Below are 12,707 nucleotides of genomic sequence, written 5' to 3' on the forward strand. Positions count from 1 at the left end.
ACCCCCCGGTGGCGACCAATGCGCCACCCTGATTACATATTGGGGTAGTTAGGCCCACCGCCGCCCTCTGGCGTCACCCAATTGATATTCTGGTTCGGGTCCTTGATATCGCAAGTCTTACAATGAACGCAGTTTTGCGAATTGATTTGATAGCGGGCATCCTTACCCTCTTCTTCAATCCACTCATACACTCCTGCGGGACAATAGCGCGCTGATGGCCCAGCAAACTCCATAAACTCGCTGTTTTTCTGAAGGTCCATGTCTTTGACCTGCAAATGAACTGGCTGGTCTTCGGCATGGTTGGTGTTTGACAGAAAAACCGACGACAGACGGTCGAAGCTGAACACGCCATCGGGCTTTGGATATTCAATACGTTCAGCCGCATTTTTCTTTTTCAGCGCCTTGTGGTCCGGATGGTGCTTCATGGTGAATGGCATGCGTATGCCGAAATTCTCCAGCCACATGTTCACACCAGCGAGCGCGCTACCCAGAAGGTTACCGTATTTTTCGACCAGCGGAAGGACGTTGCGTACCATTCGCAATTCTTTGTAAATCCAGCTATTTTCATAGGCTGTCTGGTATGAAGTGAGCGCGTCATGTTCGCGGCCCGCAGCCAGCGCTTCCACCGCAGCTTCAGCCGCCAGCATGCCGGATTTCATCGCCGTATGCGTGCCCTTGATCCGCGGCACGTTTACGAATCCGGCCGAACACCCGATCAACGCGCCGCCAGGGAATGCAAGTTCAGGCACCGACTGCCAACCGCCGTCGCTAATCGCGCGTGCGCCATAAGAAACACGGCGACCACCGGCGAGTATCTTCTTAATCTCAGGATGCGTTTTCCAACGCTGAAACTCTTCGAAGGGTGACAAATAAGGATTTGAATAATTGAGCCAAACAACAAAACCCAAGGCAACTTGATTGTTCGCATGATGGTATAAAAACGCGCCGCCATTGGCATCCGTCAACGGCCAGCCCTGGCTGTGGATTACGCGTCCGGCAGAATGCTGCTCGGGCGGAATGTCCCACAATTCTTTAATGCCAATGCCGTAAACCTGCGGCTCACAATCCTTATCCAGCGCAAATTGCGGTTTGAGCAATTTGGTGAGATGACCTCGCACGCCTTCGGCAAAGAATGTATATTTTGCATGCAATTCCATGCCGCGCATATAATCGTCTTTATGGCTGCCATCGCGCGCAATGCCCATATCGCCCGTCGCGACACCCCTGACCGAGCCATCGGCGTTGTAAAGAATTTCTGCGGCCGAAAAACCGGGGAAAATTTCTACACCCAGATTTTCAGCCTGCCCCGCCAACCAGCGGCACACATTACCAAGCGAGCCGGTATATGTGCCCTTGTTATGCATGAAACCGGGCATCAGGAAATGCGGTATGTTGAACTTGCCAGTCTTGGTCAAAAGCCAGTGCTGATTGTCATTGACCGGCGTATCGACCAGCGAACAGCCCAACTTGCGCCAGTCAGGCAGCAGCTCGTCAAGCGCCTTGGGATCAATGACCGCACCGGACAATATATGCGCGCCCACCTCGGAACCCTTTTCAAGGATGCAGACGCTGGTATCGGGGGATAATTGTTTTATGCGGATTGCGGCCGAAAGTCCCGCTGGCCCCGCGCCAACAATAACAACATCATAGGGCATCGACTCACGCTCGCTCATTGCCTTTATCCTTTACCCGGCAGATAATTCAGGCCATCCCGATAACCGAACAGCTCGTGGAAATTGCCATGCCAAGCAATTGACCCTGCCGTCAACTGGTGACTGAAGGGATTTATGGAGGATCGGGGAAAAATTACCGCATTTGCTGTGGTTGAATCATTATCTGGTTGGTGGGAACTGGCTGGGGTTGATTCGGCTGTGCGCGAAAGCACGTCGGATTTGCTAGCGCAGGATGCTGTCGATACGTCCCCGAATGCACCCGTCGTTGCCGCTACCGAGAAAAAACAGGCAGAGCCGCCTGCGACGCCCAACATCATCTGGCCCAATGATATTGCCACCCTTCGCGAGATGGTGGTCGGTGGTGCCCCCCTGCCCGGATATGCTTATGGTCCCGTCCGCTTTCCGCCTGTTGGCCCGGTTAGTTGCGAGGTGATGATTATTTCGGATCTGCCAGATATATTGCCTACGCCAGAAACCTCGACGTCCTTGAATGCGGCTCTTGTGCATCGGATGCTTGCCGCAATCGGGATCGATACAGCACTATGTTATTGCACATGGTTGGCGACGAGCATGCCGTCAACAGCGGAGGTTCCTGAAAACGACTTGCCCGCCCTCGCCGCGTTTATGCTGCATCAGATACAACTGATTAGACCTAAATCTTTGGTGATACTCGGTTCCGCCGCATGCAAGGCTCTGTTAGGCGAAGAATTGATGAACGCACGGGCGGAGTTACGAAATGTTAATCATGATGGCCTCAACATAACAACGCTGGCGACATTTCATCCGCGAACCCTTATTGCGCGACCTGCCATGAAAAAGCATGCATGGAGGGATTTGCAGATGTTTGCGAAAAGGGTGCTCCAATGAGCAAAAGAATATGTAATTGGAAATGGCTGGCTTTTGCGCTGGCTTGCGCCCCCATTGCGACGGCGCACGCAAACACAAGCGATGGATTTCGCGCAATTGTCCCCGCTCAGCCGGCACCCCATGTTCTTAGCGCACAAGAAAAAGCCGTTTTCACTGCGATCTACGAAGCTATCCGTGCGGAAAAATGGGACGAGGCTTCACGCATGATTGATGCAGCGCCCCAGGGCCCCATGTCCGCAATGGCGCGCGCGGAATTATATGTCGCACCCAATAGCCCAAAGGTGGAGGCAGCGCAGTTGCAAGCCCTGCTTGAGGCTGCACCTTATTTGCCGCAGGCTGAACAATTGGCGACTATGGCACGTAAGCGCGGTCTGGAGATGGTTCCCAATCGGCCGGGTATCCGCCGCTTTTCATGGCTAGGTGGCGCACCAAAAAGGGATTTGCCCGCAAGTAAGGCAAGCGATAGCGTACGTGCCGAATTGCAGGTTTTCATTAAAAATGACCAATCTTTTGCCGCCGAACAGTTTTTGGAAAGCAAAGCATTGGAACTGTCACCCGAAGCGCTGACGGAATTACGCTATCGTGTGGCATGGTCTTATTATATCGAAAATGACGATGCATCCGCAAAGCGTGTTTCTGCGGTCGCGCATGTTGCCGGTGGAGAATGGGGCACGCAGGCCGCCTGGGTACTTGGCCTCTCTTCTTGGCGGCTGGGTGATTATGCCGCTGCCTATGACGCCTTTGACGATGTTGCCCGCTTGGCTAGTAACGATGATTTAAGGGCCGCAGGGCTCTTCTGGGGCGCACGCGCGGCCATGGCCGCAAAACAACCGCAATATATTCAGACCAAGATGCAAAAGGCGGCGCAACTGTCAGAGACCTTTTACGGCTTACTCGCCAGCGAAGCGCTTGGCATGGAACCGATCGTGCGCAAGGTAGCGAAAGTCGTCAAGCTAGATTGGGCGAGCTTGAAAGAGCAGCAAAACGCGATTTTGGCGGTATCCCTGACAGAAATTGGTCAGAACAAGTTGGCAGATCAGGCACTGCGCCATCAGGCAAGAATTGGCGATGCGCGGCAGCATACAAACCTCGCGCAATTGGCGGGCGCGTTGAACTTAGCTTCAACGCAATTTTGGTTGGGCCATTATGGTCCATCACGTGACCAGAGCAACATTATGGCACGTTACCCCCTGCCCAATTGGCAACCAACCGGTGGCTGGCGCGTCACGCCATCATTGGTCTATGCCCACACGTTACAAGAATCCAATTTCCGTACCGACGTGATCAGCCCTGCTGGTGCACGCGGCCTCATGCAGGTGCGTCCCGGAACCGCTCAGGACCTTGCACGGGCGCGCGGTGCGTTCTTCACGGCATCCGAATTGGACCGCCCGACGATCAATTTGGAATATGGCCAGTCCTATTTGGAAAAGCTGCGCGATTTACCCGCGACGGGCGGGTTTTTGCCTAAGGTGATCGCGGCCTATAATGCGGGGCCGGCTCCGGTGATACGGTGGAATAGCGAAGTACGCGATAATGGTGACCCGCTGCTGTTCATTGAATCTATCCCTTATTGGGAAACGCGCGGTTATGTAGCTATAATTCTGCGAAATTACTGGATTTACGAGATGCGTGCAAACAAGGCGTCGGGAAGCTTGAAGGGCCTAGCCCAGTATATGTGGCCAAAATTTCCCGATGCTAATGGCACCGTCACCGCGCGCAGGATAACAGGGGGCGTCATTGCCGCTCGATGAAAACAGGGCGTTCAAGCCGGTAAACATCGCGCTCCTGACGGTGTCCGACACCCGTGGAATCGAAAACGACTCCAGCGGCGATATTTTGGCAGAACGGATAGTCGCCGCTGGACACAAGATCGCTGATCGCGCTATTTTGCGCGACGATGCCGCTTCAATCATTGCACGGCTGCATAATTGGATCGACGACGATCACGTCGATGTTGTCATCTCAACCGGTGGCACCGGGTTAACCGGACGCGACGTGACACCCGAAGCTTTGGACCGTGTAAAGACCAAGGATATCCCTGGCTTCGGCGAACTGTTCCGCTTGTTAAGCTTCGCAAGCATAGGCACATCCACCATACAGTCGCGCGCCTGCGCCGTGCTGGCGGGCGGGACGTATATTTTTGCCCTTCCCGGTTCAAACGGCGCAGTTAAAGACGGTTGGGACCAGATTTTGGTTCATCAACTCGATAGCCGCCATCGTCCCTGCAATTTTGTGGAATTGATGCCGCGCGTACGCGAAATGTAATTTAAATGGCCCGCCAAGCCTATTTTAGCCCAAGGTCGCCGCGGCCGGGCTCAATCTTCCAGCACAAAATCCTTAAACTGAGCACGAAGCGCCACTTTTTGAATTTTGCCAGTGCCGGTGTGCGGAAGTTCGTCAACAAACAGCACACGGTCAGGCATCCACCATTTGACGATGCGTTCCGCCAGATAGGCCTTCACCGTCGCTTCATCGACGTCAGCCCCCGGTTTTTTGACAGCGATTAGAACGGGCCGTTCATCCCATTTGGGATGCGGGATACCAATTGCGCCTGCTTCGGCAATGCCGGGGCAACCAACCGCGATATTCTCAAGCTCAACTGAACTAATCCACTCGCCGCCCGATTTGATGACATCCTTCACGCGGTCCGTGATCTGCATCGTGCCGTCCGGGTGCAGCACCGAGACATCTCCGGTATCAAACCACTGATCCGCGTCAACCGCGTCCGCCTCGGCCTTGAAATAGCGTTTAATGACCCATGGCCCGCGAATCTGGAGCGCGCCAGACGTCACACCATCGCGCGGGGCGACATTGCCGTCCTTGTCGATCACGCGCAGCTCAACACCAAATGGCGTGCGGCCTTGTTTGCAAACCACGTCGATCTGCTGTTCGAGCGTCAGTTCATCCCAATTGGGTGTTGGCGCCCCCATCGTGCCAATGGGCGATGTCTCGGTCATGCCCCATGCGTGCGATACACGCACGCCCGACGTCATCAGACGCTCAATCATGCCACGCGGCGCAGCCGACCCGCCAATCGTGACCAAGCGCAGTTTGCCAAGTGTCGCATCACGCCCGGCAGCGGCCTCTGCATCCAAATGCGCGAACATTGAAAGCCACACTGTGGGCACACCTGCGCTATGGGTAATGCCTTCTTGCAGCATTAAGCCATGCAAGGTTGCGGCGTCATTGGTGGTCGAAAACACGAACTTCACCCCCGCAGCGGCACCTGCAAAGGGGAGGCCCCAGCTTGCCGCATGGAACATCGGCACGATCGGCAGCAATGCCGACTGCGGGCTAAGGTCAAAAATGGATGGCGCGATTTCAGCCATCGCGTGCAACATGGTCGAGCGGTGTTGATACAAAACACCCTTTGGATTGCCCGTTGTGCCGCTGGTGTAACACAACATACACGGCTCACGTTCGTCGCCCGTTGCCCATTCATAATTGCCATTTTGCGCGGCGATGAACGCACCGTAGCTGTCGTCGCGGTCAAACACGACATAATGTTCAACGGTCTTCAGATGCGGCTTCAACCGATCGATAATGGGCTGGAACATTGCGTCATACATCAACACCTTATCTTCGGCATGGTTCATGATGTAGATTAGGTCTTCGTCGAACAGCCGCACATTGACGGTGTGGATCACTCCACCAAAACCAATCGCGCCATACCAAGCCGCCAAATGCCGATGATGGTTCATGGCAAAAGTGGCAATCCGGTCGCCCTTTTGCAGGCCCAAACCCGCAAAGGCTTGTGACAATTTGCGCGCTTCGGTTGCGACGCCAGACCAGTTTGTGCGTTCAATATTGCCATCAGTCCAACGCGTCACGATTTCGCGCGTGCCATGTTCGCGGGCTGCGTAGTCGATCAAACGCGGAACGCGAAGATCCCAATCTTGCATGGTGCCGTGCATCAAAATCTCTCCCTCATACCAGGCCGCAGGATACCGCAGACGCAATTTCTGTCTACGGTTTTCGCAGTTCAGCGCACCAATGCCAAAACAGGACCCAGCGGCGCAAGCTCTACATTTTCGATACCGTCAATTATACGCACTTGAGCAAGCAAAGATGCATCAATCTGGAAGCGGCGACCAAGCACGATATGCACCCATCGTCCGTCGGCAGCCCGGGTTTTGATGACCAACTCGCTTCGGCCACCGCCCAATGGCGCAACGATTTGCGCGAGCTGCGCCATGGCTGCTTCATGCGTTACATCCAACTGCATTTTCAGCCGCGACACGCTCGTCAAGCCGCTGAGGGCTTTGGCGCTTTTTACCGTAAAGCTTGGTGTTTCGTCGCCGGGCCGCATGTCCATTTCGCAATCGAGCAAAAGGCACTCCGCGTCTTTTGCCCACTCGGCAAGTTGTGTGCCGACCGCCTCGTCAAAACATCGTACCGAAAACTGGCCGCTATTGTCCGAAAAATCCGCAATCATGAAACGCTTCCCCTTGCGTGACTCGCGCCAGCGGATGCCTTCGATCAATGCCGACATGGTGGCGGGGCGGCGGACACCTTCGGCTATTGGCCCGCTGTCGAGCCAGACCGCATAAGGTTTTGCGCCGTGGCTAATGGCCAGCGCCTCATATTGCGAACAAGGATGTGCCGAGAAATAAAACCCAAACGCGTCTTTTTCCTGGTTCATTTGTTCGCCGGGTGCCCATTGCAGGCTGCTGTCAATCCGTAGCGCCGCCATGTCGGACCCGCCCTCACCAAACAGGCCGCCCTGCCCGCTTTCGCGTGAATCGCGCGCAGATTGCGCTGCCGCCAAAAGTGTTTCTGCTGCGGCATGGACCGCGCCACGGTTTGGTTCCAAATTATCAAAAGCACCCGCAGCAGCGAGATTTTCAAGGCTTCGGCGGTTGATCTGACTTGGATCGACCCGGTTGGCAAAGTCATCAAGGCTTTTGAACAATCCCGCCGTCGCGCGTTCTGTGACCAATATCTCCATCGCCCGTTCGCCGACATTTTTGATGCCGCCCAACGCATAACGCACGGCATGCTCCCCATGCGCATTGGTCTCAACGGTAAATTCGGCCTCGCTCCGGTTGATGTCCGGCTGCAAACAAGTGACGTCCAGCCTGCGCATATCGTCTATGAAGGTCGCAAGCTTGTCGGTTTGATGCATGTCAAAACACATGGATGCGGCGAAAAATTCTTCGGAGTGATGCGTTTTTAGCCATGCAGTTTGATAGGCCAACACAGCATAAGCGGCGGCATGGCTTTTGTTGAAACCATAGCCCGCAAATTTGTCGATCAAGTCGAAAAGCTCGTTCGCCCGGTTGGGAGGAATCGCATGCGTTGCGCAGCCCGTGACGAAGCGTTCCCGCTGGGCATCCATTTCGGCCTGAATCTTCTTACCCATTGCACGACGAAGCAAATCTGCTTCCCCAAGGCTGTAGCCGGCCAAAATTTGCGCGGCTTGCATAACTTGTTCTTGGTAAACAAATATTCCGTAGGTCTCGTTCAACACGGACTCAAGCAAGGGGTGCGGATATTCAATGCTTTCTTCACCATTTTTGCGGCGGCCAAACATGGGAATATTGTCCATTGGACCCGGACGATAGAGGGACACGAGCGCGATGATGTCACCAAAATTGGTTGGTTTCACCGCCGCAAGCGTGCGGCGCATGCCTTCGGATTCCAACTGGAAAACGCCTACAGTGTCACCCCGTTGCAGCAATTCATATACTGCGGGGTCATCATGCGGCAATAGGTCGAGATTGATCTCCACCCCCCGCTTGGCGAGCATCTGGCTGCCCTTTTGCAGGACGGACAGCGTTTTCAATCCCAAAAAGTCGAACTTAACGAGGCCAGCACTCTCGACATATTTCATGTCAAATTGCGTGACGGGCATGTCCGAACGCGGGTCACGGTATAACGGCGCCAATTCCGATAATTCGCGGTCGCCAATCACCACGCCGGCGGCATGTGTCGAACTGTGGCGTGGAAGGCCCTCCAGTTTCATCGCAAGGTCGAACAACCGTTTCACCTGCGCATCTCGCCGATATTCTTCCCGCAACTCCGCCACGCCGGACAAAGCGCGTTTCAAATCCCATGGGTCAGCGGGCAGATTTGGCACTTGCTTACACAGCCGATCAACTTGGCCATAGCTCATCTGCAGCACGCGCCCGGTGTCGCGCAGCACCGCCCGCGCCTTCAGTTTTCCAAAAGTGATGATTTGCGCAACCTGACCCGCGCCGTATTTTTTCTGGACATAACGAATGACTTCGCCACGGCGCGTTTCGCAAAAGTCGATATCGAAGTCAGGCATCGACACACGGTCGGGGTTAAGGAAACGTTCGAACAGCAGGCCGAGCTTGATGGGGTCAAGATCGGTAATTGTTAGCGCCCAAGCGACCAGCGAACCTGCCCCCGATCCACGGCCCGGGCCAACGGCAATATCCTGCTCCTTTGCCCATTTGATGAAATCGGCAACGATCAGGAAGTAGCCCGGAAAACCCATGACGCAGATAACATCGGCTTCAAACTTCAACCGGTCAAAATAAACTTGCCGCTCCGCAGCGTCAGTTATTCCCGCAATCTCAAGCCGCTTTTCAAGCCCAAGCCGCCCGTCTTCGCGCAATTGCGCGTCTTCGGCGGTCCGGTCACCGGCAAGGCTTGGCAGTATCGGGCTGCGATAGGGCGCAAGGGCGGCGCATCGCTGCGCAATCACGAGCGTATTAGCCAGCGCCTCGGGCACATCAGCAAACAATTCGCGCATTTGCTTGCCCGTTTTAATCCACGTGTCGCGGCTGCTCCTGCGGCGGTCCTCGCTTTCGATATAGGCGCCGTCCGAGATGCACAGCATGGCGTCATGTGCGTCGAAGAAATCGGGTTCCGCAAAAAAGGCGGGATTGGTGGCAACCAAAGGAATATCGCGCGTATAAGCAAGGTCAATTAGCGCGTCTTCCGCCGCTTCTTCAACGGCGTCGTGGCGCCTGCTGAGTTCGATATACAAACGGTCGGAAAACAGCGCCTGAAGACGCGTCAGGTAGCTGGATGCCGCGTCATGCTGCCCTTCACTTAATAATCGGGCCAAAGCGCCCTCTGCACCACCCGTAAGGGCGATCAGGCCGTCCTTATGACCGGCAAGCTGTTCCAGCGTGACATGTGCGTCAAGGTCTTCGGGGCGATCAAGATGCGCCATGGAAACCAATCGGCATAGATTGATATAACCGCTTTCATCTTGGGCAAATAATGGCAACCAGTCGCGGATGAACTTTCCGTCGGACGTCGGCCGCCTGATTGCAAGCAGCGCGCCAATGATCGGTTGCACACCGCAAGATTTCGCGCCGTCCTGAAATGGCATAACGCCATAAAGGCCATTGCGATCACAAATCGCAATCGCTGGAAAACCAAGCTTCTTCGCAGTTTCGCCAATCGCCTTGGGCTCAATCGCGCCTTCCAATATGGTGTATGCGGAATACACGCGCAAGGGGACGAAGGGTACATAAGCCATGCCCCATCGTTAGAACACGCGCCTGATTCGACAAAGTCTGTTTTGGGCTAAGCTGTGGACAATCAGGTTGCTTCGGCGAGCAATTTTTCAATGTCCTTTGCCAACGCCTCTGGTTTGACTTGAGGACCATGGCGGGCGACGACATTCCCCTTGCGGTCGACAAGGAATTTGGTGAAGTTCCATTTGATACCGCGTGAACCCATCAGGCCAGCTTGCTGCTGCTTCAGATAATGCCACAACGGGTCTTCATCGGTTCCGTTGACATCAATTTTCGCCGTCAATGGAAAGGACACATCATATGTGAGCGAACAGAAATTCTGGATTTCTTGTGCGTCGCCAGGCTCCTGCGCGCCGAACTGGTTACAGGGGAAAGCCAATATTTCGAGACCTTGGCCCTTATATTGGCGATAGAGCGCCTCCAGGCCCTTATACTGGGGCGTGAAGCCGCATTTGGACGCCGTGTTCACCACCAGCAACACCTTGCCCTTATGCGCTGCCATGGCCTCGATGCCGCCACCGGGCATTTTTACTGTAAAATCATAGACTGACATAAGCCTCCCCCTATTTTAGCCCAATTTACCGTCATGCAGACGCACGATGCGGTCCATCTTGGCCGCCAATCGTTCATTATGTGTGGCAACGATCGCTGACGCCCCCTCTTCACGCACCAGCGCCATAAATTCGCCAAGCACGATATTGGCCGTGTGCTCATCCAAATTGCCGGTGGGTTCATCGGCCAGCACCAGCTTTGGCCGGTTCGCTAATGCCCGCGCGACTGCGACCCGCTGTTGCTCGCCACCCGACAGCTTTGACGGGCGATGGTGCAGGCGCTCGGCCAGCCCCAACTGCGTCAACAAATAGGTCGCGCGATCATGCGCCACATCGGGCGCCGCATCCGCAATCAACTGCGGCAAAATCACATTTTCCAACGCGTCGAAGTCCGGGAGTAAATGGTGAAACTGATAGACAAAGCCCAATTTTTGTCGGCGTATCTCCGTTTGGCGGTCAACACTCGCCGCGCTAACCTCTTCGCCATCCAATTTGATCGACCCTGAAAAGCCACCTTCCAATAAGCCCACAGCCTGAAGCATGGTCGATTTGCCTGATCCCGATGGGCCAAGCAACGCCACAAGCTCCCCTTTCCCAACGACAAGGTCGACGCCACGTAAGACTTCTATGGTGACATCGCCTTGCACAAATTTGCGGCGCACATCGATAAGTTCCAAGATATTATTCATAACGCAGCACCTGAACTGGGTCCGTACTTGCCGCCTTTAGCGCCGGGTACAAGGTTGCAAGGAAGCTGAACAGCAAAGCAAGTCCGCAGATCGCCAGCACTTCAAACGGGTCTGTGCGCGACGGCAGCTCGGTCAGGAAGCGGATTGATGGGTCCCATAAATTCTGACCGGTGACAAATTGAATGAAGTTCACGACCGATTGCCGGAAATACAGGAATATCGCGCCCAATATCATCCCCAACACAATTCCGGATGCACCAATCAGCAAACCGACCGTCATAAATATCTTCAGCAGCGATTGGCGCGAGGCACCCATGGTGCGCAATATCGCAATGTCACGCGTTTTGGCGCGCACGAGCATGATCAATGACGACAATATGTTGAACACGGCGACAAGCACGATAATCGACAGCACGACAAACATCGCGACACGTTCAACCGCTAAGGCCTCAAACAAGGACGCGTTCATGCTTTTCCAGTCGACAATCTGGCCCTTATTCTCAAGCTTGGGCAATAAGGGCATGAGAATCTCGTTCACCTTGTCCGGGTTTTCGGTCTTGACCTCGATCATGCCGATTTCATCGCCCATGAGCATCAGGACTTGGGCGCGTTCGATGGGCATGATGACAAACGCCTTGTCATAGTCAAATACGCCCACCTCAAAGATTGCCGCGACCTCATAGGATATCTCACGCGGCACGGTGCCAAATGGCGTGGTGCGACCGGCTGGGTTGATAATCGTGACGTTCTGCCCGACCTGCACCCCCAAATTTTGGGCAAGCCGCGATCCGATCGCAACCTTGTCTTCATTGGGGCTTAACCTGCGCAGATCGCCGGCGACAGTTTTGCCCTTCAACGTGTCGTTTTTCAGGATATCATTGACCGACATGCCACGCGCCAATATGGCCTCCACCCGTCCATTGAAGGTCGTGAGCAATGGCTGTTCGATCAACGCCGTTGCATCGGTGACGCCGTCCGTCTGCTTCACGTCGGTGAGGATTTGCCGCCAATCTTGCAGACGGCCGCCATAGCCCTGAATCACGGCATGCCCATTGAGGCCAACGATTTTATCAAATAATTCGGCGCGAAAGCCGTTCATCACGCTCATCACAATGATCAACGCCGCGACACCCAATGCAACCGCGACCAGGCTGATGCTGGCGACTAAGAAGATAAAGCCCTCGCCCTTACCCGGAAGCAGATACCGGCGTGCGACCATGCGTTCATATCGCGACAATATCATGTGCGTTCACTCATCCATAATTTCGGCATAGGCTGTTCTTAGGTTCCGCCATGACGACTGGCAAGTATTGTTGCAACGGCGCAACAGCATTGAAAAAAAGCGTTAGGCAGAGTCTGGTTCCGTTTGCAAAGCCCATCGCAAAGGCAGATGCAGTAATAGAATTCGTCGAGAGCCTAAAATGGCCGATGGTTCAGGGGGAAAAAGTCAGACCCGCCGGTGGGGATCGG

Annotated in this window: 9 protein-coding genes; 3 read left to right on the forward strand and 6 right to left on the reverse strand. The window is 54.8% G+C overall.

The window, feature by feature from the left end; translation table 11 throughout:
- Positions 1-32: 32 nt before the first annotated feature.
- Positions 33-1,673 (reverse strand): 4Fe-4S dicluster domain-containing protein, encoded by a 1,641-nt coding sequence (locus HEQ18_RS03765; protein ID WP_432815575.1) that lies wholly within the window; start codon positions 1,671-1,673, stop codon positions 33-35.
- A 114-nt stretch (positions 1,674-1,787) separates the two neighbouring features.
- Between HEQ18_RS03765 and HEQ18_RS03770 the strand changes: the two genes are divergently transcribed.
- From HEQ18_RS03770 to moaB, 3 genes are read left to right on the forward strand one after another with little or no spacing between them, the layout of a single operon-like run.
- Positions 1,788-2,540, forward strand: a complete 753-nt coding sequence (locus HEQ18_RS03770) for a uracil-DNA glycosylase family protein (protein ID WP_432815576.1) — start codon at positions 1,788-1,790, stop codon at positions 2,538-2,540.
- The gene (locus HEQ18_RS03775; RefSeq protein ID WP_432815577.1) at positions 2,537-4,291 is read left to right on the forward strand and encodes a lytic transglycosylase domain-containing protein; all 1,755 of its coding nucleotides are present in this window, start codon (positions 2,537-2,539) and stop codon (positions 4,289-4,291) included. Before HEQ18_RS03770 ends, HEQ18_RS03775 begins: the two co-directional genes overlap by 4 nt.
- A complete protein-coding gene (gene moaB, locus HEQ18_RS03780; RefSeq protein WP_432815578.1) occupies positions 4,278-4,805 on the forward strand; it encodes a molybdenum cofactor biosynthesis protein B in 528 nt (175 codons plus the stop codon). Before HEQ18_RS03775 ends, moaB begins: the two co-directional genes overlap by 14 nt.
- Positions 4,806-4,855: 50 nt before the next feature.
- On the opposite strand, the gene HEQ18_RS03785 is transcribed toward moaB, so the two are convergent.
- The 5 genes from HEQ18_RS03785 to HEQ18_RS03805 all read right to left on the reverse strand — a co-directional run bounded on the left by HEQ18_RS03785 (position 4,856) and on the right by HEQ18_RS03805 (position 12,480).
- Positions 4,856-6,454, reverse strand: a complete 1,599-nt coding sequence (locus tag HEQ18_RS03785; RefSeq protein WP_432815579.1) for a long-chain fatty acid--CoA ligase — start codon at positions 6,452-6,454, stop codon at positions 4,856-4,858.
- A gap of 68 nt (positions 6,455-6,522) precedes the next feature.
- Positions 6,523-9,999 carry a DNA polymerase III subunit alpha gene (dnaE, locus tag HEQ18_RS03790; protein WP_432815580.1) on the reverse strand — a complete coding sequence of 1,159 codons (3,477 nt, stop codon included), beginning with the start codon at positions 9,997-9,999 and terminating at the stop codon, positions 6,523-6,525.
- A 62-nt stretch (positions 10,000-10,061) separates the two neighbouring features.
- Positions 10,062-10,550 carry a glutathione peroxidase gene (locus HEQ18_RS03795; protein ID WP_432815581.1) on the reverse strand — a complete coding sequence of 163 codons (489 nt, stop codon included), beginning with the start codon at positions 10,548-10,550 and terminating at the stop codon, positions 10,062-10,064.
- Between the two features lie 15 nt (positions 10,551-10,565).
- Entirely contained in the window at positions 10,566-11,237 is a 672-nt protein-coding gene (locus HEQ18_RS03800; protein WP_432815582.1) for an ABC transporter ATP-binding protein, read from the reverse strand.
- Positions 11,230-12,480 (reverse strand): lipoprotein-releasing ABC transporter permease subunit, encoded by a 1,251-nt coding sequence (locus HEQ18_RS03805; RefSeq protein ID WP_432815583.1) that lies wholly within the window; start codon positions 12,478-12,480, stop codon positions 11,230-11,232. Before HEQ18_RS03805 ends, HEQ18_RS03800 begins: the two co-directional genes overlap by 8 nt.
- Between the last annotated feature and the right edge of the window lie 227 nt (positions 12,481-12,707).

The organism is Sphingorhabdus sp., from assembly GCF_050921905.1.
In the GTDB taxonomy this organism is placed as follows: domain Bacteria; phylum Pseudomonadota; class Alphaproteobacteria; order Sphingomonadales; family Sphingomonadaceae; genus Sphingorhabdus_B.

Bases quoted from the DNA above. Each gene is read 5' to 3' on its own strand.
- HEQ18_RS03770 (WP_432815576.1), top strand. From the start codon at position 1,788: ATGGAGGATCGGGGAAAAATTACCGCATTTGCTGTGGTTGAATCATTA.
- HEQ18_RS03795 (WP_432815581.1), bottom strand. From the start codon at position 10,550: ATGTCAGTCTATGATTTTACAGTAAAAATGCCCGGTGGCGGCATCGAG.
- HEQ18_RS03785 (WP_432815579.1), bottom strand. From the start codon at position 6,454: ATGCACGGCACCATGCAAGATTGGGATCTTCGCGTTCCGCGTTTGATC.
- HEQ18_RS03805 (WP_432815583.1), bottom strand. From the start codon at position 12,480: ATGATATTGTCGCGATATGAACGCATGGTCGCACGCCGGTATCTGCTT.
- HEQ18_RS03775 (WP_432815577.1), top strand. From the start codon at position 2,537: ATGAGCAAAAGAATATGTAATTGGAAATGGCTGGCTTTTGCGCTGGCT.
- HEQ18_RS03800 (WP_432815582.1), bottom strand. From the start codon at position 11,237: ATGAATAATATCTTGGAACTTATCGATGTGCGCCGCAAATTTGTGCAA.
- dnaE (WP_432815580.1), bottom strand. From the start codon at position 9,999: ATGGCTTATGTACCCTTCGTCCCCTTGCGCGTGTATTCCGCATACACC.
- HEQ18_RS03765 (WP_432815575.1), bottom strand. From the start codon at position 1,673: ATGAGCGAGCGTGAGTCGATGCCCTATGATGTTGTTATTGTTGGCGCG.